The sequence below is a fragment of the Peloplasma aerotolerans genome, assembly GCF_030012175.1.
In the GTDB taxonomy this organism is placed as follows: Bacteria; Bacillota_I; Bacilli_A; order Acholeplasmatales; family Acholeplasmataceae; genus Peloplasma; species Peloplasma aerotolerans.
In genome coordinates, this window is record NZ_JASCXW010000004.1 from 77078 (window position 1) to 99788 (window position 22711).

The window sequence follows — 22711 nt, forward strand, 5'->3', positions numbered from 1 at the left end:
TAAATTAATAGAGGAGCATATATGAAAATATTTCTAATGCAACAAACACATACAGATATTGGGTATACTGATCGCCAAGAGAAGATTACTAAATTCCATATTGACTATATTAAACAAGCAATTCGAATCTCTGAAAAAATAGACCAGGGATTTGAAAAGTTTAAAGGATTTGTTTGGAACAATGAGTCTTTTTGGATTATTGAGCGCTTCCTGGAGTCTACAGATAACCAGTGGAAACAGCGTTTACTTGAAGCAATCAATAGAGGTCACATCCAATTAACCTCTAATTACTTAAATTTAAGTGATCTCGTTGATATTGATATTCTAAAAAAATACTTAAAAAAAGCTCAACAGTTCGGTGAAAAACATCAAATTCGTATAGATAGCGCAATCTCAATGGATGTCAATGGATGGAGTTATGGTTATTTGGACGCTATGTTAGAAGCTGGTGTTAAGCATTTTTATACTTGCGTACATAATCATCATGGTCTCGTTCCATTTAATAAGATACATATGCCCTTTTATTGGGAAAATGAAAGTGGAGAAAAACTGCTTGTTTGGCATGGAGATCACTATGCCGAAGGGAATGCAGCTGATATTCATGCGAAAGTCATGGGTGAAGTTATAAATCAAGATATTGAAACTCAAGCAATCGTTAAAACAGAGCAACTAGAACGCATTAAAAACTATCTAGATGATTACATGGATTCGATGCATGCGCAAGGATATACCTTTGATTTCCTACCCTTGATGTCATTAGGTCTTTTTGTGGATAATGCACCACCTAATGCTCATGTAATGGAAGTAGTTTCAGCATTTAATCAAGTTTATGAAAAAGACTATCAAGTTGAAATGATTGGTATACATGATTTTTTTGATTACGTAAAATCATTACCTATCGAAATCCCTACTTATAAAGGTGATTGGAATGATTGGTGGAGTGATGGTTACATGTCAACCCCCCAAAGTGTTGTTGATTATAAAGAGGCTTTGAGAAATTATCGTAAAATCATATTATTGCAGAAAAATGGTGTTTCTTTCGATCAATCAAAAATAGATACCTTAGAATATCAGCTCATCATGTTTGCTGAACACACGTGGGGTTACTTTACTTCAGTATCTGAACCCTGGAACAAAATGACAAAAAAACTTCAAAGCCGTAAAGAAATGTTTGCAGCAAAGGCGAACGAGCTAGCAGATATATTGCTCGATGATTTTACAGAATCACATGGCGAAATATTAAAATCAACAGGTAGACCATTACATTATGAAGTCATCAACCCCTATCCAAATGAAAGAATAGAGATGATTAAGTTTTATATTAACTGGTGGGATGAGTTTATCATCAAAGATGGTTATCAAATAAGAAATACAAAAACGGATACTGTCTTAGACCATCAAGAGATTAGAATTGATGAAAATGCACGTAGAGAAATTCGTACAACTATTGTACTTAAGCCTTACGAAAGATTGGTTTTGAAGATTGAACCCGTCATGAAAAGAAAGCGATTAGTTCCACTTGATCCTCTCATAACAAATGATACAGATTATGACTTTATTTCTCCATATGTTGACACTCAAGTATTCGCAACTTCATTTTATATCGAAACACCTTATATGAAGTTAGCATGGAGTAAAGCATTAGGTATCCATACATTTTTTGATAAAAAAATTAAGGAAAACCTCATTAGGAAAGATTCTGAAACAGGTTTATTTACACCGATTTATGAGAAAAGTGAAGTTGAGTATCAATATAAAATGCGTGTTCCGGAGATGCGCTCAATTCGCGGAGATTATGGAAGAAATAGAAAAATCTTCTCTACATTAAGAGATTATGGGCGACTAATCAACGTCAAAGTTTACGATAAAGGTCCTTTAGTTGCTAGAGTGCATTTAAAATATCAAATGAAGGGATCAACTTTTACAATTGTTGAACTTACTGCATATCATAACCAACCAAGACTCGATGTCTCTTTAATCATGCAAAAAGATACTGTTTGGGAACCAGAAAGTATATATCTAGCAATGCCGTTAACTACACAAAATTCAAATGAGACCCTATATATCGATAAAGTTGGATCTATAATTAGACCTAGAGTTGATCAACTTCCATATTCATGTGCTCTTTTTTATACAACACAAATAGGATATGCTTTATCTTCGGAGAAGCGGTCAATTCTAGTCAATCTAAAAGATACACCTTTACTTCATTTAGGTAGTTTAGAACCTGGATTAATCGTTTATCACGATAAAAAACAACCAAATGTAGATAAGCAATACATTTGGGTGATGAACAATTATTGGGAAACCAACTTCGCTACAAATTTAGGTGGTTTTTATAAATTCGATTATTCCATTTTTCTAGATCAACCAACTTCTGATAAAAAACAGTTACTCGAAAATTTGAAAAATCTAGAAAGACAATCCATTATTTTCCAGTCCTTAAATAAATAAAAAAGGCTCCTGGGGAGAAAAGCCTTTTTTATTAAAACTGGAGGGTGGAAATATCTAGTGCTGCATGATGATCTAGATAAATATAAACAAGCGGATGTTTCTTCAAAATAGATGCTGGAAATGATTCTGTTATTTGACCATCAATTAATGTTTTGATGGTTTTTCTTTTATTGCTTCCACTTGCAAGCAGTAAAATTTTTCCAGCTTTCATAATATCGTCAATTCCCATTGTAATTGCCTGTTTTGGGATATTATTTGTATCTTTAAAATAGATCTGATTATCATAAATGGTAGATTCAGTTAAGTCTGCTAAATGTACTTTTGAATCGAACTTTGTTCCTGGTTCATTAAATCCTATGTGTCCATTTGATCCGATACCTAGAATTTGTATATCAATTTTATGTTCTGAAAGCAACTTCTGATAGTCATCAATATTTTGCTCAATATCTTTTGATAACGATGGTAGATGTATCCTGTTTTCATCAAAATCTAAGTGCTGAAATAAATGTTTTTGCATATAAACATTATAAGAATCTGATGATTTTTCATCCAAGCCAACATACTCATCCAAGTTAAACGTTGTAACTTGTTTAAATGAAACATTTTGCTCTTTTGCCTTCTTAACTAACGACTTGTATAGACCTTTAGGCGTATTACCTGTTGCTAAACCTATCACTGCATTGGGCTTTTTCTTTATAAAATCGAGAATTTCTTGTGCTGCTAATTCACATACACTATCAAATGACTTGTCTATAAAAATATTAAAATTACCGATTTTTTTCATATGCTATTTTACCTCTACAAATTGTCATTTGTAGATCAAAATTGGTATCTAAAATAACAAGATCTGCGTCTTTACCAACTTCAATTGAACCCTTTCGGTCATATATTCCTAGTTTTTTAGCAGGATTTTTCGATGCTAATTTCACAGCTTCCTCCAAAGAAATATCAAAGACTTTGATAACATGTTTCACAGCATCTAGCATACTTAATACTCCTCCAGCAAGAACTCCATTTCTTAACCTTGCAGTTTGATTATGAACATGAACTTTTTGACCACCTAAGTCGTAAATACCATCTGTCAATCCCTTGGCACGCATTGAATCTGTTATTAATGTTAAACGCTCCGTATTTTTCGTATTTTTATACAATAGCTTTAGAGCTGGGTCACTAACATGGACACCATCAGCAATCAATTCTGTATACAAATTATCATGCAATAACGCTGCACCAACGAGTCCAATATCTCGATGATGTAATGGCGACATTGCGTTGTAGCAATGAGTAATAGAATTTGCTCCAGAGGCTACGGCTTCCAAAACCTCATCATATGTCGCTTCACTATGCCCTAAAGATGCAATAATACCTTGCTTAGATAAATACTGAATCAATTCATATCCACCCTTAATTTCAGGTGCTAATGTTACCTTTTTGATTTTTCCATGAGCAGCTTTTTCTAACTCTTTAAAATGACTTATACTAGGTGGAATGACATAATCTTCGCATTGAGCACCAATAGATTTTTTATTAATGAATGGACCTTCTAAATGAACACCTAAAATTTCCGAAAAAGGTTGATCATGTGTTTCCATATATGAAGAAATAGTTGATAAAACTTCTTTCAATAAATCCATTTTTTGTGTCATTGTTGTGGGAAGAAAAGACGTTGTTCCTTCCTTTGCTAAAGCCTTAGCAATAATGTTTAAAGTCTCAAAACTGTTATCCATGCTGTCTGCGTTCATTGCTCCATGTATATGTTCATCTATAAAACCTGGAAGAATGTAAACTGATGTTGGAAAGGATAGACAACTTTGACATTCACCTTCCCCAATCATGTCAATTTTACCATCCTTAATTTCGATATTCCCATGGATAAATCCGCTCGGTGTAAGTATTTTAGCGTCCTTTATGCCTATGCTCATGGTATCACCTCAAATCTATTATACTCCATTCAACTTATATAGACAAGTCTTTTTTTATAGATTTATTAAAATATAGACATCACTGACTAGTTGACTCAAAACTCGGAATGACCTTGTTAATTTAATAAAAATAGTGTATGATTAATCTAGAGAAATACCAATCAATTTAATCAATTGAATCCACACAAGAAAGAGGTTTTATATATGCGCATTCCTTCTTACCAATTAATTGAAAATGAAATAAAAGAGAAAATCAAAAAATCTGAACTTAAACATGGTACAAAAATACCAAGTGAAAATGATTTGAAGGAAACTTATGGAGTATCACGAATGACTGTTAGACAAGCTTTGAATAACTTGGTTAACGATGGATATCTTTATCGTCACAAAGGTAAAGGAACATTTGTAAATCATACGAAAATGGAAAAGCGCATTCAAGGATTGTTGAGCTTTACAGAAGAGATGCAGTTAATGAATCGCATGGTTACGAATAAAATCGCTTCATTTCAAGTTATGAAAGCAACAGAAGAAGTAGCAGCTAAACTATTTTTAGGTAGCGGTGAAGAAGTTTATCGAATTGAAAGAATACGTTCGGCTGATGGTGTTCCTGTATTATATGAAACTTTATATTTACCTAAAAGAATTTTTAAAGATTTAACTGAATCAATAGTCAAAAATTCACTATACAACTATATAGAAAAAGAGTTAAAATTAAGCATCAACTTTTCTATCCAATCAATCGAAGCTGTGAATGCAAATCAAACGGTATCAAATTACTTAGGTATAGCACTTGATTATGCAGTTTTGCATATCACTTTAAATACATTTCTAGATAATGGTCATCCATTCGAATATGTATCCTCATATTATCGTGCTGATCAATATAGATTTATCCAACATGCATTTAGATAATATAAGTCAACTTGGTTGGCTTTTTTTCTTGTCTACACAAGTTTATGCCATGTCTATTTTCAATCTATTTAAACTGTATACAAAATTAATGTTGACATCAAAAAAAAATGATGGTAGAATAAAAGCGGTTACACAAGTTGTATATACATTACCTATACAATCAGTGGATAAATCAAAAAATCTATTTATAAGGAGAAAGATATGAAAAAGCTGTTTTTTGTAGTCTTATTACTGCTTTTCAGTATGGGATTAGCATCATGTGGTAACAGTGATGAAATCTTAACTGAAATAACGGACCTGAAAGACGGTATTGAAGCCTTAGAAGAATCATTAGGTGTAGATATCGATGAATTGAGAAGCTTAATTGCTGAATTACGTGCTTCTGTCGATCAAGCAAATGATGCTATCGATGAATTATCCGGAGATCTTGATGATACAAATGATGCAATCAGTCAAATCAATACTGATCTTGCTGCATTAGAAGTTGAAATTCAAGCTCTAGTCGCTGATTTACTTGAAGCGAATGGAAAGATTAACGATGCAGATCTTGCAATTGCTCAACTTACTGAGTTAGTAACAATGTATATTGAATTTGAAGCATTCGATGTTGAAGCATTAGCTACTCCATTAGATTCATATTTCGTTGAATTACCAAATGAATCAGAAAGAGGAGCAAGTTATGATATTACTTGGTCATCACAAAGTTCAAGATTTGTCTTCCGTGAAGTCTTAGTTGAAGAAGAAATTGAAGAAGAAATGGTTGCTAGAAATGCATTTGGTGCTGTTATCCTTCCTCATAGAACTACCCAACAGAATCTAGTATTAACAGCAACATTCACTTCTGGACAATTTGTGTTTGAAAAAAGCTTTGATGTTGTTTTGCCACTGAGTGGTTATGATTCATATGCGAATGTTCAAAGCGCACTTATAACAACTAATAATAGAGTGCATTCAATGATTGGTGTTGTATATGGCACATATACAGATGCAAATGATAATGAATTCTACTTAATCGTAGATGTTGATGGAAGAACAACTATTAATCAAGACGATGAAGAAGTTGCTTTACCAAATGCTTTCAAGAGAGTTTTAATTCAAGAAAATACTCCTGAATTAGAAATTGGTGATGAAGTATACATTATTGGACGTAATACAAGAAATGGTACTGGTAGATTCTTCTCCCCAACGATGAACAACGTATATTTCGTTGATAATGTAACAACTGCTCATGTACTAAGTAAAGGTAATGAAACACACATTACACAAACTGCAATGTTTGCTCATGAATTTACATCCTTAGCTGAAGCTGGAAACACTGCGAAAGGTTATGAGTATTTAGTAACTGGACAATTATTCAAGTCAGTTGAAGAAAGATTCTTACCAGGTGCAACTGATGGTGATCCATTATATGACACTGATATCTACTTTGTAGAGTTTAATGATAGAAGAATGGAATTTTATGGATTAACTGAAGATCAAATTACATTATTTGATTCACTAGACGGAGCATTTGTTTCTATTCCAGTATTCTATGCTGATTATGAAAGCATGTTCGGTGAAAACTTAAACCGTGCACAATATATTGGTGATGGTACAGATATCGTCGAACTAGATGCACAAGAAATTATGGATTTAATCGTTGGTTTATTCGATAGAGTTATTCCTGAAGAATATGTTTCTACTCAAGACCAAAGTTTCGTACTTCCTGTTGGTAGAAAATGGGATGCAACTAACGAAAATATTGAATATTTAGATGTTGTTTGGACTTCAAACAATACTGAATTAACTGCATTCACAGCTGCTGGTGGTGTTCAAATATCTGCACCATTTGAAGAAACAACCATTACTGTTACTGCATTGATTAAAGTATTCGATTACGAAACAGGAACTGAAGAAAATCCAGTATTTATTGAAACAACATTAAACTATGAATTCACATTAAAGACAAATATGATTCATTGGGATGACTTAGAAGTTGTTGGATTTACTGTTGCAGATATTGACTGGTTAGAAGGTATGTTATTAGACGATGAAGATGAATACTGGGATACTTGGACATATGGTCCTCCAGGAGAACGTCGTTCTAATCAAGATAACATTCATAAAATCGTTGATGGTGACAGAACTGAATTGTTTGCTATCGAAGTTGAAGCAAGATCAAGTGGTTGGAATGATTACGTTATTATAGATATTGAATTCGCTCAAGCTGAAACAATCAATAGCGTTCTTGTTGACAGTGGTGTAACTGGTAATGACAAGATTAGAGGATATGAGTTATATGTATGGGATGCTGTTGAAGAAGAATGGACTATGGTTTATTCAATTACAAACGTTCCAAACAATGCTTTATCTTATCATATTGCTAGCTTTGATGACGTTGAAACAACTCAATTAAGAATTCGTATCACTGACTCTGACCAAAAATTCTGGGCTTGCTGCTACACAGTAAGACTTTCAGAAATCCAAATCTTTAAAGCAGAGTAATTAATCATTATTTGATATGACAAGATGGGGAGTCACTCAATATGGCTTCCCATCTTTCTTTTCAAAATAAAAAAGGAGAATGATGAAAAAATGAAGAAGATGTTATTGTTTCTAGTTACCATAACACTTATATTATTGATTACAGCATGCGTAAACCAAGCTGAAATTTTAGAGAATGCGCAACTCGAAGCAATTGAAGTGATTGAAAATCACGTTGATGATGCAGATTTCTCTCAGAACATGAAGAGTTATTTTAATACCGAATTACAAAAATATATAGATCAGATTAACGCAGCTGAATCTGTTGAAGATGTTGAGGCAGTTCAAACAAATGCAATTGCAGCTTTAACTGCAATCTTAAATGCTGCTACCGCACAAAATAATGCCTTAGCAGAATTAGATGATTATGTAAACATGTCTGGATATAGTGACGAAGTCAAGGACTACTTTTTGAATATAATCAGTAATTACAAAACACAAATTCTGGATGTTTATACTTTATCTGCTGTTAACGATTTAAATCTTGCAGCAAAAAACAGTTTAGATGGACTTGTTGCACATAACGATGGAACTGAAATCAATAAAGATTTATGTATTATTGATAGCCCATTTGATTCATGTAAACCAGTTTTTGTTAATATACCGAGTTCTAATGAATTAAGTGTATTACGTGGTTTTACAGGCAATATAACAACTGAATTCGATATAAAAGCAATAGACTTTGAAGGTAATGATGTTACTTCAATTATGAGTATTGAAGGTGAGATTGATTTTTTAACAACCGGAGATTATAACATTCAATTTGTTGCATATGACAATTATAGTAATGCAAGAACGAGTAGCAATATCGTGTTTTCTGTATTGCCTATAGACATCAAACCAACAATTACAACATCATCAGCTGGCGCAGCATTAACCTTAAGTCAAGCTGAAAATTATGGCTTTTTAGATGGTATTTCTGCTACAGATGGTATTGGATTGGATTTATCAGAAGATGTAACATTCCAAATTATTAATCAAGATGACGAAATTGTTACAGATATGAGTATCCCAGGTTTCTACCGTATTCAATATTCAGTGACTGATATGGATGGGAACACACAAAATTTGATTGCTCAATCTGGTATTGGTGGAGATATTGATCTTTATGCATCTAGAGACTTAACAGTTTTACCAACTAATGTTGTATGGGCTACTGATGTGGAAACTAGTTTTGCTGAAGAACCTGGATTACTTTATTTAATGATTGATGATGTATTCACATGGGAACCTTCATTAGATGACCCATATACTGGTGTAGGAACAATTCCATTGCAACCTCGAATGACTGGTCAAGGAATCAATCCTAATGCAAAATCACCAGAACCTGGAGTTGCAATTTTAGATGTGTTTACCCCTGTAAATTCTGCAGGTGTTGCAACATATCAAGGTTATCATAATTATACAGTTGACTATTGGCAATATGTAGATGTAGCTGTTGCTTGGGGTGGACAAATCGCAAGTTTTGTTATACCTTCAAGAGATATTGTCAATGCAGCACATAAAAATGGTGTACCTATATTGGGTAATATCTTTATGGCACCGACAGCTTTTGGTGGAACCATAGGTAATACATATAAAATGATGCAAAAGAATGAGGATGGAAGTTTTCCTATTGCAGATAAAATGATTGAAATGGCTAAATACTTTCAGTTTGATGGATGGTTTATTAATTTAGAAACGAATCCAACATCAACTGATTTAGAGTTGGCTGCAAATTTTAGAGACTTTTTAATCTACATTCAAGAACAAGCAGATATACATTATCCTGAAATGATAATTCAAAATTATGACTCATTGAATGTAAATGGTCGAATTTCGTGGCAAGGTGCATTAAATGCTAACAATGAAATGTATTTTCAAAATGGTGATCAAGTACTTGCGGATTCCCTATTTATTGATTTTAGATGGGATGGTCGTTATGGTGGTTCATCAACAAGAATTATTGAATCAGCGGCTAAAGCCATTTCATTGGGTCGAAGCCCTTATGAACTCTATACAGGATTTGATACACAACAATATGGATATGTCATGTCAAGTGGTACTCAAACCCCTTGGCAATGGAATCGTTTCTTTGATCCAGAAACCTTAATCCCACATACTTCTATAGGATTTTATCGTACAGACTGGACGTTTAATAGAGATGGTCAATCCGGTGGATATATCTATGAGAATTATTTACAAAGAGCATCTGATTTTTGGGTTGGATTCGATGGGGATCCAAGAAATGCTCAGGTTGATTTAGTTAATAATCCAAATGGTTGGTATGGTGTTGCTAGCTTCATTGTTGAAAGAACAACCGTTATAGGTGAAGGATTCTATACAAGTTTTAACACAGGTAATGGTAAGCAATACTATCGTGATGGCCATCAGATATCTAATTATATTAATGGCTGGAACAATTTATCTTTGCAAGATATCCAACCACACTTTAGATGGGTAACTGATGTCACAGGAACAGGTGAACCATTAACAATTGAATTTGATTATGAAGATGCTTATCTCGGTGGTAGTTCATTAGTAATCCATGGGGAATTAAATGATCAAAACAAATCAGATTATAAAGTTTATAAAACATATTTGGATGTCTTTGAAGATACGTCAATTGATGTAAGATACAAGGTTAATGACATATCAGCTGATGTTTCTATAAAACTAACATTTGAACAAGATGATGAATGGTATGTTTCAACAGTTGATGTACCGCTAAATCCTACACAATCCGACGTTTGGTTATATGAATCACTAGACTTGTCAGCGTTTGCTGATGGCGTTATTACTTCAATTGGATTTAGTGTATCTTCTAATATAGAAATTGATTATAAAGTTAACTTTGGTGAGTTAAATGTCACTAGAACTAGTTTACAAATGGAATATGAAGAAGATATCAATGGTTTTACAATTGTAGAAAGTGGCTTTCAATACGCTAAGCGTGCAGATATGAGATTAACTTGGGCTCATTTAGTTGTTGAAGATTTAGATGACAATATCTTATATCGTGTTTATCATGAAAATTCTTTAGGTCATTTACAATATCTTGGTTCAAGTTATCATAATTACCTATACGCAAAAAATATTGAGAGATTGGTTAAAAATGATGGATCTTCTATGGATGATTACGATGTTGAATCCAATCTAGTCATTAAAGCATACGATAGAAATAATCAAGAAGTTGGTTCAGCTTCCTTAACATTTACATGGCCTGAAGCGATTGCTGGTGGACGCATTGATATCACAGCAAGTAAAACTGTTGTTAAGTCAAATGAAGTCTTTACCTTAACAGCAAACGTATCACAAATAACAGAATCTATTTTATGGGAACTTCCTGGAGCAACTTTTGTATCTGGTGATGAAACTACACCTGTTGTTGAAATTAAATATGAAAACCAAGGTGTTTATAACGTTAAGCTCAACACCTTCAACATCTTAGGAGCTAATTCATACCAAGTAGATTATGCAGTAACCGTTTCTGATATCGCTGCTAATGTTAGTAACTTAACTGGAAATGCAAGAATTCATTCATATAGTGGATTTAATCCAACAAGACCTGATGAACATCCTCGATATATGATTGATGGTGATTTAGCAACGAAGTGGTGTGAAACAGATGCGACGACAACCGGTAATAAATTTATTGTCGTTGACTTAAGAGGGCAATATTACATCTCAGAAGTTATTTTATATCATGCAGATAATGATCCCGCCTATAGAAATACATTAATTTGGAATACTAGAGGATATGAAGTTTACTTAAGTACTGATGCTGAAAATTGGACAATGGTTGCTAAAGTTACAGATAACGAAGCTGGAACTACATCTCATGCATTTACACCAATACAAGCGCGTTATGTAAGAATTATTGTAACTGCAGGTTCTCAAATAGATAACCATTCAAGAATTCAAGAATTAGAAGTATTTGGACGAATCTAACAGCTTTTTCCTCATATAGATGAAAAAAGATAATCACCAATTGGTCATTATCTTTTTTTCTATGTTAGACTTTATTTTAATTATCTGATTCTAAAGGAGAACCCTTGATATAGATGCCATTAAGCGACATGAGAAACTCAGCAAACATAGAATTCGCCCAACTAAACCAAGGCCTACTGTATTCAAAAGGATTATCCACATGAAACCCTTCATGCATTAAGTTTGTATCTGCATCTGTTGACTTAAAGAATGCTAATATTTGCAGTTTTTCAATATTTGAAATCGATGTTAATCCTTGAATCGCTAATGATATGTGCCATATATGATGTCTTGGTGTATGTGGACTTCCAACACCTTGAGCAACTTTACCTTGATAGTAAAAAGGATTTGAGGTTGATAAAATAAATTTTCTTGTATTTTGATAAACAGGATTTGCGGTTTTTAGATATCCTAGATAAGGCGCAGATAAAAGACTAGGTACATTGGCATCATCCATGAGTAGATAGTTTCCTAACCCGTCTACCTCATAAGCATAGATATTTCCATATAGCGGGTGATTGACGATCCCATGTTTTTCTATTGCAACAGCAATTTCTTTTGATAAGCTTAGAAACTTATTTGCATTGATTTTATCTATATAGATGCATTCAAAAATCTCTGCTAAATACTTCAAGATTACAACAGCAAACATATTTGATGGAATTAAATAACCATACTGGCATGCATCATCACTGGGACGAAAACCACTCCAAATTAAGCCTGTTGGATGAACTGGAGTGCCTAATCCATTTCTAGGTAATGTTTCATACTTAACTCTTGATGGATCTTGTAAAATTTCTTGATTAGTTCTAATAAAGCGATAATCAGACAGCTCTTCATGATTTTGTTCGATCTTAAAAACCTCGTATATTTTTAATGCAACTTTCGAAAACTGATCATCAAAGATTGATTGATCGTTGGTTGTCTGATAGTATAAATAGGCAAGCTGTATCGGATAACACAATGAATCTATTTCAAATTTAGCTTCAAAAGTTAGTGGTGTTAATAAGGTTTGATCATCATGATGACCAAAACTATTCGGTGTTAAGTTAAATGCATTTGCATAAGGATTGTCTAAGATCTGAGTTTTGTGTAACTGTATAACACCTTTGATCAAATCCTTAATATCGGGATCTTGGTTTGCCAAATGCAGAAGTGGCCGAACTTGAGCAGATGAGTCTCTCAACCACATTGCTGGAATGTCTCCAGTGATAACAAATGTCGTTTGATCTGGCTGTTTTTTTAGAGTTGTTTCAAGTGTGTTTTTAATACCATTTTCAAACAGTTTAATCACTTTTTCATCTTCTTTATAAATTTTTTTAAAATATTGAATAAATGAATCAATAGACTGATACATAAACATCCTCCCTAATCTGTATCTATACATCTTTTATTATATATGAGTCTAGATGAGAAGTAAAGATAACATTGATATTTACTCAATTAAGCCATCAAAATTATAATTAGGTACTATATCATAAATCTAAATATTACTTGTATCTAACTTGTATTTACATCTATTTCAGTGAATTCTATTTACTTACTTACTTTAGTAAGGTATAATGTTTTATAGAAAAGATGTGAGAATATTGCCAGTCCAAAAGGAACCACTTGATCAGAAATACTCAAAAATATATCTTGTTTTTGACTTCATTGGAAAAATGCTTTTGCTCAATCTTTTTTTTGTAGTATTTTCTGTGATAGGTTTATTTATTTTTGGGATAGGTCCATCACTATGTGCCTGTCATTTAATCGCTAAAGATTGGCAAAACAAAGATCACCCACCAATGTTTCGAACGATGCTTCAATATTTTAAAAAACATTTTATAAGTTCAAATCTTGTTTTTTATGGGTTCGCAGTGGTGCTTGTTGCAATTGGATTTAATTTTTCATATTTTTATCTTAATTTCGAACAGTCATTTTATCGTTCTCTTGGATTGATAACTAACATAGTTTTATTTATCTATGTATGGGTTGCATTTATGACCATCTATAGAATAAAATATGATTTTGACGCTTCATGGAAAGAATCAATCAAATATTCGTTTACGGTTGTTTGGGGATTTTCAAAATATTTATCGCTGATGATTATGGTCCATGCTATATTACTCGCACTCACCTACATCATGCCGCAAATTTTTTCGTTTATTATCGTTGGTGCCTATATCTTAATGGTGGATGTTGTAATAAAGAAAATGAAAATAAAAATGTATGGTATCAATGATGAAATGGAGGAACAATAATGCCTTTTGTCGATTGGTTGTTCCATGTAGCAATTGCACTTGTATTTCTTTTAGTTAATACTAAGCAACAACATGTCCAAGTGAGCATTTATGCATTGAATAAATACCAGATAAAAAAATACGTACAAGCAAAAAAGTACTATTGGATACTAATAAAACTTGCCACAATGGTTTTTTCATTGTTCACTTATGGACTCTATATTTATTATAATAATGTCATTGGTTTTTTATTAACAATGATTTCGTTAATCCTTATCCTTATGTTTTTTGCAATTGATGAATCCCATGTTAAAACTCAAAAATCAAACTTAATTCTCAGGTTTCATATTGTAGATATTATATTTTATATGACTCTACTCATCATCATGCTCCATTTTTATAATATATATGCATTATATTTTGTTGGATTTATCCATTTGTTAGGATTACCAATCTTATTGATGATAAAACATCCTATTTACTTATGGATTCAAAAAGCAATGACCATGAATCAAGAAAAGAAGTTTCTTGAAAAAGCAGATAAAGATATACTATATATTTTTATTTTTGGTTCATATGGGAAATCATCGACTAAATTTTTACTTGAACAATTACTGTCTCAAAGTGTTGATGTTTCTGTCAATAAAAATGATTATTTGACTTTATATGATTTTTTATATGATTTCAATTTGATGACTCAACATTACCAAATTATTGAAGTTCCGCATACATTAGAATATGATGTTTGCCGGCTAACCAGTCATCTTACTTATCAGTATTTTCTTTATACAAGTTTAGAGACATCTATATGGATGACATTGGAACGGTTACTATCTTGTCGATTGATTTTTGTACCTTATGAACAACAAATGGTTTTTAATAATTTTTCAATACCAAATATCGTATCTTATGGAAAAAATGAGCATGCAACATATCATGCTAAATTTATTGAAAAGAACATAGAAAACTCAATGATTCGATTATTTAGTCAATCGAATTTGATTGATGAGACACTAGTACCTTTCATTGACGATTATAATATGTATAACCTATGTTTAGCAGTAGCTTTTGCGCACCAGCTGAATATAGAATATAATCTCGATAAAATTAAGATAAGTCGAGGACGTATGAGTATATCTATACAAGAAAACTATATCGTATATGATGATCGTACACCATCAAGTTATCAAAAAATGATAAACAACCTAGAACTCATTGAACATATGCCTTATAAAAAGTGTTTAATCACATCGGGTGCACATGAAAATTTAGTCGATTATATAGATTTAAATCGAAACTATGGCAAGCTCATTGGACAAATCATAGATCATGTATCTATTTTGAATGCAAAGTCAACGCCTTATATCATAGAAGGCATAAAAAATTCAAAGCGTTTGATTCATATAGAAGTCTATGATTCATTGGATCAAGCATTGGAAAGCTACTATAACAGAACCCCACTTGACACAACCATTTTATTAATTAATAATGATCTACCTATGATGTAAGGAGGAAATGAAATGTCAACCACTTCAAATATGTTATACACATTAGAAAAATTGAAGCAAAGAATTAAAACCATCGAAAATCTGAGATATCGCGACCAAATCGAACTAAATCCATTTTGGGTGCTTGAAGATCATGAAAAAGAAATTCATCCAGCGATACCACAGTCTAGCCTATGGGAGAAAAAAAGTATTGGATATAAATGGTCAGGTTATGATACATATTTGTGGATAAAATATGATGAAATACATTTGCCAAAAACATTTCAAAATAAGAAGGTTTTAGCCTATTTTGACTTTGGAAAACACGTCGGCGATGGAAATAATGAAGGTTTTGAGTCCCTTGCTTTTCTTAATCATCTTCCCTATCAAGCAATTGATGCAAATCATCAAGAACTCTTTATCCCAAAAGATTTTTATCATAAACCTATCACATTAGCCTTTCGATTATGGTCTGGACTTACTGGTGGGCATGGGAATAAACCAGTTCATCACGAAGTAAAAACCTCGTTTTTATGTTGGTTGGATGAAGATGTTGATGATTTATATTATACATCCTTAGCTATCTGGGAAACCATTGAAGTTCTAAAAATGAATGACCCAAATCATGAGCACATCAGCCAATTAACTGAATTACTTGATCGGTCATACTTGCTGATTGATTGGAATCTTGAATATCAAAATAATCAGTTATTTTATCAAAGTTTAGCAGATGCCAACAATCATTTAAATAGTGGTTTATCTTTATATGATAAAAAATCATCAATCAATGTTTTTTGTATAGGTCATACACATATTGATGTTGCTTGGTTATGGCAACTCAAACACACAAGAGAAAAAGTCATTCGTTCTTTTTCAACTGTGCAAAGACTCATGGAAATGTATCCAGAATATAAATTTATGCATACTACACCCCAAATTTATGAAAATTTAAAACTTGACGATCCTGCTATATACCAGTTTATCAAAGAGCAAGTAAAAAAGGGGAATTGGGAAATTGAAGGATCAATGTGGGTAGAAGCTGACTGTAACTTAACAAGTGGTGAAAGTTTAGTAAGACAAATTCTTTATGGGAAAAACTTTTTTAAAAAAGAATTTGGTGTTGATACAAAAGTTTTGTGGTTACCAGACGTTTTTGGTTACTCCTGGGCTTTACCTCAAATTTTAAAGTTATCGGAAATTCAGACATTTATGACAACTAAGATTAGTTGGAATGAAGTTAATCAAATTCCGCATGACACATTCATGTGGAAAGGAATAGATGGATCAGAGATTTTGACTCACTTTTTAACTACACCTTGGAAATATCAAGCTAAAGATAATTTCTATAGTGGTTACAATGCTATTTTAGCACCATTTACAATTGATGGAGCATGGAGAAAATACCAAGATAAAGACTTAAACCAAGATATCTTGATTTCTTATGGTTTTGGAGATGGTGGTGGTGGCGTGACTAGAGAAATGCTTGAAATGCGTAGACGTATGGATAGAATTCCTGGGCTACCCAACGTCAAAACTACAACAATTAACGAATATTTTGATAAATTACATCAAACAGTTAAACAAAAAAACCACTTGCTCAGTAAATGGGATGGTGAACTTTATTTTGAGTATCATCGTGGCACCTATACGACACAAGCAAAAGTTAAGAAATTTAATCGCATGCTCGAGTGTCTTTATCGTCAAGTCGAGCTATTGTCAGTCAATGCATATCTGATTGCTAGCAACAGCTTTATATATCCTAAAACAAGTTTAGATATTGGTTGGAAGAAAATGATGACGAATCAATTTCACGACATTATTCCTGGTTCATCAATTACCGAAGTATATGAAGATGCTCATAGAGATTATGAAAAAGCTTATTCTATAGGAAAAAAAGCACTTGAGGATGCTTCAAATCAACTCATTGAGCAAAGTAATCATGACTTAACAGTATATAACGATGCTTCATGGATGAGATCTGATATAGTTTTTGTTCCTACAAAATCAATGTTATCGTTTTATGATAACAAACTTAAAATTCAGTCACAGAAAATAAATGATGGCTATTTGATATTTGTTCGTGATATCCAACCACTATCATTTAAGCAATTAACGATGAAAGAAGAAAACGAACTCACAAAGACTACTGTATTTAAATATAGTGATTTATCACTTAAGACACCATATTACCAAGTTCTGTTTGATTCGTCTTTTAGAATTGAATCATTATTTGACATCGAAAATGATCGATTCGTCTCAGTTGAAGGCCACAAAATGAATGAACTTCAAATTTTTGAAGATAAACCTTTGACATACGATGCATGGAATATAGATATTTTTTACCAAGAGAAAAAAACAACGGTTGATAAACTAGTTTCTAGTGAAGTCATTGAAAATGGTCCTGTGGTTTTCATACTTAAAAATATATATGAATACCAAGATTCAATCATTTCTCAACAAATCATTTTCTACGCAAATCAAAGAAGAATTGATTTTAACACACATGTGGATTGGCATGCTAAAAAGCAAATGTTGAAAGTTGCTTTTCCTGTTAATATTAGGACAACCAAGGCAACATATGATATACAGTTTGGAAACGTAGAACGACCAAATCACTGGAACACAAGTTGGGATTGGGCAAAATTTGAAGTAGTAGGCCATCAATGGGCTGATTTATCAGAAGGCAACTATGGTGTTTCTTTACTCAATGACTCAAAATACGGATATGACATTAAAGAAAATGTCATGAGATTAACATTACTACGTTCAACTACTTATCCTGATCCAAAAGCTGACATTGGTGAACATGATTTTATCTATTCACTTTATCCACACCATGGAACATGGAAAGAAGCAAACACACAGCATCATGCTTGGAATGTCAACCAACCACTAATACCCGTTTTTGGTAAAACAAATGAATCTGATTGTTCACTGTTTAAATTCAATATGGATTCAATTGTAGTAGATGCGATAAAGAAAGCTGAACATGATGACTCAATCATTCTCAGATTCCATGAGTATAAAGGAAATCGAGGAAAACTAGAGATTGAAAGTGATTATACAATTTTAAGTTATCAAGAAGTAAATTTATTGGAAAATGAACTTAGTGCTTGGATTAATCATCATGTTATCAAAACAACAATTAACCCTTATGAAATCAAAACATTCAAAATCAAGATGAAAAAATAAAAAAGGAGTATTCAGATTAATACTGATTATATAAAATATGAAAAAATTACACATTATTCCACATACACATTGGGATCGCGAATGGTATATGCCTTTTGAGCATCATCGTTATCGTTTGGTTGAACTTTTCGATGACTTAATAGAGTTAATGGACAAGGATCCTGATTACAAATATTTCCATATGGATGGTCAAGTGATTCCTGTCTTAGACTATCTTGAAATCAAACCGCATATGAAAGACAAAGTTGTTCAACTTATTCAAAAAGACAAGATCCAAATTGGACCTTGGTTTATTTTGCAAGATGAATTCCTAACAAGTGGTGAAGCCAACATTAGAAACTTGTTGATAGGACTTAAAATGGTGAAATCACTTGGCGGAAAACCAGTGATGACCGGTTATTTTCCTGACTCATTTGGCAACATTTCTCAAGCACCACAAATTTTACGAGGCTTCAATATACAAACAGCAGTCTTTGGCAGAGGTTTAAATGAAGTTGGTTTTAATAATGAAATTATCGCACAAAAAGGAATAAATAAATCAGAAGTGAATTGGAAATCACCTGATGGTAGTACTGTTTCATGTGTGATGTTTGCAAACTGGTATTGCAATGCAATGGACTTACCGATAAGCGGACAAAAAAATACTGATCGTTTCAATGATATAATTGCTAGAACAAAACGCTTCAGTCATCTTGACGACTTATTAGGTATGAATGGATGTGACCATACACCTATTCAAAAAGATTTATCTATCGCAATTAAAAATGCAAATGAAGCAATCAAAGATGTCGAAATCATACATAGCAATATGAAAGACTACTTGGATATTGTATATCAAAATCGATCTAAATATGATACCGTAGAAGGTGAAATAGCTGGACAATTAACAAGAGGTTATCATTTGCTGATCAATACGGCTAGTAGTAGAATTGATTTAAAGAAACTCAACCATAAAGCACAAATCAAACTAGAAAAAGAAGCAGAGATGATTTCATCGGTTAACCAATTATACCAAGGTAAATATGATCAACACTATTTAGAATATGCGTGGAAGTTGTTGCTAGAAAACCATCCACACGATTCAATTTGTTCTTGTAGTTGTGATGCTGTACATGAAGAAATGATTACTCGATTCAATAAAGTCATTCAATCTGCTGAATTGATTACTGATGAAGCAGCAAGATCAATTCTATCACAAGTCAATACCGAATCTATTCTTGGCAAAGGCCTAGCTGTTTTCAATAAATTTCCTTATCAAGTCACAGATTCTGTTATAACTTATGTTGATTTTATGAAAGAATTAAAGGTTAACCATGTCAAACTCTTTGACTTAAATGGGAATGAAATTCCTGTCCTTTATCGTAAAATTGAAAATCAATTCACTTACACCTTACCTAAAGATAGATTTAGACAAGTCGAATATGTCGATCGTTTTGAGATTGAATTTGTCGCGCAAAATTTAAATCCTCTCGGATACACACTTTATGATGTGCGTCCAGTAGATGAACCAAATTATATTCATCTCAAATTGAATCCACACAAAATGGAAAATGATCTTTTAGAAGTGGAAATTAATGGAGATGGTTCATTCAATATAACAGATAAGGCAACTTATCATAAACAAGAAAACCTAAACTATTATGAATATACGCTTGATGCAGGTAACGAATACAACTATGAACAAAGCTCTGATTTATTTGAAATAACAACGTTAGGTCAAATTGCACAAATAAATTGTTTAACAAACAATCAGGTTAAGACAGTTTATGAAATTAAACACTCGCTTAATGTTCCAACAGGAATTACTCCTAATAACGAAGCAAAAAAACAACTTGTACCTCTAGAAATTAAAACAAAATTGACACTATATCGACACAAAAAACAAGTCAAAGTTAATACTAGTATCAATAACAAAGCAGAAAACTTCAGAGTTCGTGCGTTATTTAACCACAAAATTCAAACAGATAAAGTCTATGCTGAGGGTCAATTTGATTTCGTTGAAAGATCAATCCATCCATGGTCAGGTTGGGAAAACCCTTCAAATACACAAAGATTTCAAGCCTTTGTACAGTTAAAAGATCAATCAAATGGTCTTCAAATATCTTCAAGAGGATTACACGAATATGAAGTTCTTAGATTTAAAGAAAATCAGCTAGCAATCACATTACTTCGTGGTGTTTCTGAGTTGGGAGATTGGGGCGTTTTTCCAACTCCAGATTCTCAAATGAAAAGAACTATTGATGTCGAATATGCTGTAGAATTATTTGATGCAGATCAGCAGTATGAAACAGCACAAAATGGTTATATTTTTCATGGCTTGATTCCAAAAGCATATGATGTGATTTCAAATCAAAAGGGATTAAAAGCTTCTCAATTTTCTATCATGTCATATAATCATACATCGATACAAATGAGTGCAATAAAAAAATCGGAAAATGATGAACATATAATCATTAGATTGTTTAATTTAAGTAATTATAAACAAGAAGTTGAAGTCTCAATCAATCAGATTTTTAAAGCTGTTGAGTTAACTAATCTAAATGAGGAGACAATCCAACCAATAGAAATTAAGAATCACAAGATTTATATCAATTTTAAACCAAAAGAAATCAAGACATTTAAACTGATTAAATAAGAATAAAATGATACGAAGACAAAAAAATTGTTTTCGTTTTATTTTAACATGTATAGATAATGTCTATGCAACTTTTTTTAATGAAAGCATTGTATATAAAATCAATTTATGATAGACTATTTACAGGTAAAGATTAGTTTAATTAATTGAGATTTCAACTGGAAATAATTTAGATAATTCACTGTAAGACGCTTGTTTATTACATTTACAATCATAGATTGAGCTTTTCATCGAGCAAATTCAAAAATGTCTTGATCCATAATTTCTATCATTTTTATATAATGACGATATCTAAATTTAAAAAAAGAGAAAAAACGATATGCTTTTCAATAAAAAAATAAAGGTGAATTTGTCTATACATCTAGACAAGTTAAATAAAATTAGAGGTGTAATATGAAGATAATCGGTCAACACATTAAGAATATTCCTTGGGAGGAAAAACCTGTTCACAGTGACCAAGTCATTTGGCGCTACTCAAAAAATCCAATTATCCCTCGTGATCTTCTTAAGACATCAAACAGTATATTTAATAGTGCTGTCGTACCATTTAAGGATGGTTTTGCTGGTGTTTTTAGATGTGACAACAAAGCAAGACAAATGAAAATTCATCGAGGATTCAGCAAAGATGGAATCAACTGGACTATAGATGAAAAATCAATTCAATTCATTGCTCATGATGAAAACACATTGGCAACATCGGATTATCAATATGATCCAAGAGTAGTAGAAATTGATGGTAGATTTTTTATTCAATGGTGCAATGGATATCATGGTCCCACAATTGGATTAGGTTACACTGATGATTTTGAGTCGTTCTATCAAATGGAAAATGCATTTTTACCATTCAACCGAAACGGTGTGTTATTTCCAAGAAAAATCAACAATCATTATGTGATGTTATCAAGACCAAGCGATACAGGCCACACAGCATTTGGAGATATCTTTTTATCACAAAGCAAAGATTTAATTTATTGGGGAAAACACCGTTTTGTCTTAGGTGTAGCGCCATTTGAGCAAAGTGCATGGCAAACATTAAAAATAGGAGCTGGACCTGCACCGATAGAAACAACAGAAGGTTGGTTATTGTTTTATCACGGGGTCTTACGTTCATGTAATGGTTACCACTACTCCATGGGCGTAGCACTTTTAGATTTAGAAGACCCATCTAAAGTTGTTGCTAGATCAAAAGACTATTTGTTAGCTCCTGCAACTTCTTATGAATTAATGGGTGATGTTGCAAACGTTATCTTTCCATGTGCAGCTTTAGCTGATGCTAAAACAGGTAAAATAGCGATTTACTATGGTGCAGCAGATACAGTTACAGGTATGGCATTTACAACCATTGAAAAATTGATTCCCTGGTTGATGAGTAATAATTTATTAGATGAACAATAA

The 22711-nt window shown here is 32.5% G+C and carries 12 protein-coding genes; 9 read left to right on the plus strand and 3 right to left on the minus strand.

Annotation, left to right across the window (positions count from 1 at the left end; translation table 11 throughout):
* The first annotated feature begins 21 nt into the window (after positions 1-21).
* Positions 22-2454: a glycoside hydrolase family 38 N-terminal domain-containing protein gene (locus QJ521_RS02470; RefSeq protein WP_282838833.1), complete on the plus strand. Its 2433-nt coding sequence runs from the start codon at positions 22-24 to the stop codon at positions 2452-2454.
* Between the two features lie 31 nt (positions 2455-2485).
* Here QJ521_RS02470 and nagB read toward each other — a convergent pair whose 3' ends face one another.
* Complete coding sequence (gene nagB / locus QJ521_RS02475) at positions 2486-3238, minus strand: glucosamine-6-phosphate deaminase (RefSeq protein ID WP_282838834.1); 753 nt, start codon at positions 3236-3238, stop codon at positions 2486-2488.
* Positions 3222-4376 (minus strand): N-acetylglucosamine-6-phosphate deacetylase, encoded by a 1155-nt coding sequence (gene nagA / locus QJ521_RS02480; protein ID WP_282838835.1) that lies wholly within the window; start codon positions 4374-4376, stop codon positions 3222-3224. The genes nagB and nagA overlap by 17 nt, the downstream gene beginning before the upstream one ends.
* A gap of 204 nt (positions 4377-4580) precedes the next feature.
* Between nagA and QJ521_RS02485 the strand changes: the two genes are divergently transcribed.
* From QJ521_RS02485 to QJ521_RS02495, 3 genes are all read left to right on the plus strand, one after another.
* A complete protein-coding gene (locus QJ521_RS02485; protein WP_282838836.1) occupies positions 4581-5288 on the plus strand; it encodes a GntR family transcriptional regulator in 708 nt (235 codons plus the stop codon).
* A gap of 201 nt (positions 5289-5489) precedes the next feature.
* A complete protein-coding gene (locus QJ521_RS02490; protein ID WP_282838837.1) occupies positions 5490-7772 on the plus strand; it encodes a coiled-coil domain-containing protein in 2283 nt (760 codons plus the stop codon).
* 90 nt (positions 7773-7862) lie between these two features.
* A complete protein-coding gene (locus tag QJ521_RS02495) occupies positions 7863-11741 on the plus strand; it encodes an endo-beta-N-acetylglucosaminidase (protein WP_282838838.1) in 3879 nt (1292 codons plus the stop codon).
* 76 nt (positions 11742-11817) lie between these two features.
* On the opposite strand, the gene QJ521_RS02500 is transcribed toward QJ521_RS02495, so the two are convergent.
* A complete protein-coding gene (locus QJ521_RS02500) occupies positions 11818-13137 on the minus strand; it encodes a glycoside hydrolase family 125 protein (RefSeq protein ID WP_282838839.1) in 1320 nt (439 codons plus the stop codon).
* 232 nt (positions 13138-13369) lie between these two features.
* Between QJ521_RS02500 and QJ521_RS02505 the strand changes: the two genes are divergently transcribed.
* The 5 genes from QJ521_RS02505 to QJ521_RS02525 all read left to right on the plus strand — a co-directional run bounded on the left by QJ521_RS02505 (position 13370) and on the right by QJ521_RS02525 (position 22711).
* Complete coding sequence (locus QJ521_RS02505) at positions 13370-14023, plus strand: YesL family protein (protein ID WP_282838840.1); 654 nt, start codon at positions 13370-13372, stop codon at positions 14021-14023.
* Positions 14023-15510 (plus strand): hypothetical protein, encoded by a 1488-nt coding sequence (locus tag QJ521_RS02510; RefSeq protein WP_282838841.1) that lies wholly within the window; start codon positions 14023-14025, stop codon positions 15508-15510. Before QJ521_RS02505 ends, QJ521_RS02510 begins: the two co-directional genes overlap by 1 nt.
* A 12-nt stretch (positions 15511-15522) precedes the next feature.
* Positions 15523-18681, plus strand: coding sequence for an alpha-mannosidase (locus tag QJ521_RS02515; protein WP_282838842.1), 3159 nt, complete (start codon positions 15523-15525; stop codon positions 18679-18681).
* 37 nt (positions 18682-18718) lie between these two features.
* Complete coding sequence (locus QJ521_RS02520; protein WP_282838843.1) at positions 18719-21316, plus strand: alpha-mannosidase; 2598 nt, start codon at positions 18719-18721, stop codon at positions 21314-21316.
* A 393-nt stretch (positions 21317-21709) separates the two neighbouring features.
* Entirely contained in the window at positions 21710-22711 is a 1002-nt protein-coding gene (locus QJ521_RS02525; protein WP_282838844.1) for a glycoside hydrolase family 130 protein, read from the plus strand.

What these genes read in the sequence shown, in the direction of transcription:
- QJ521_RS02470 (WP_282838833.1), top strand. Translation starts at nt 22, where the DNA reads ATGAAAATATTTCTAATGCAACAAACACATACAGATATTGGGTATACT.
- nagB (WP_282838834.1), bottom strand. Translation starts at nt 3,238, where the DNA reads ATGAAAAAAATCGGTAATTTTAATATTTTTATAGACAAGTCATTTGAT.
- nagA (WP_282838835.1), bottom strand. Translation starts at nt 4,376, where the DNA reads ATGAGCATAGGCATAAAGGACGCTAAAATACTTACACCGAGCGGATTT.
- QJ521_RS02485 (WP_282838836.1), top strand. Translation starts at nt 4,581, where the DNA reads ATGCGCATTCCTTCTTACCAATTAATTGAAAATGAAATAAAAGAGAAA.
- QJ521_RS02490 (WP_282838837.1), top strand. Translation starts at nt 5,490, where the DNA reads ATGAAAAAGCTGTTTTTTGTAGTCTTATTACTGCTTTTCAGTATGGGA.
- QJ521_RS02495 (WP_282838838.1), top strand. Translation starts at nt 7,863, where the DNA reads ATGAAGAAGATGTTATTGTTTCTAGTTACCATAACACTTATATTATTG.
- QJ521_RS02500 (WP_282838839.1), bottom strand. Translation starts at nt 13,137, where the DNA reads ATGTATCAGTCTATTGATTCATTTATTCAATATTTTAAAAAAATTTAT.
- QJ521_RS02510 (WP_282838841.1), top strand. Translation starts at nt 14,023, where the DNA reads ATGCCTTTTGTCGATTGGTTGTTCCATGTAGCAATTGCACTTGTATTT.
- QJ521_RS02515 (WP_282838842.1), top strand. Translation starts at nt 15,523, where the DNA reads ATGTCAACCACTTCAAATATGTTATACACATTAGAAAAATTGAAGCAA.
- QJ521_RS02520 (WP_282838843.1), top strand. Translation starts at nt 18,719, where the DNA reads ATGAAAAAATTACACATTATTCCACATACACATTGGGATCGCGAATGG.
- QJ521_RS02525 (WP_282838844.1), top strand. Translation starts at nt 21,710, where the DNA reads ATGAAGATAATCGGTCAACACATTAAGAATATTCCTTGGGAGGAAAAA.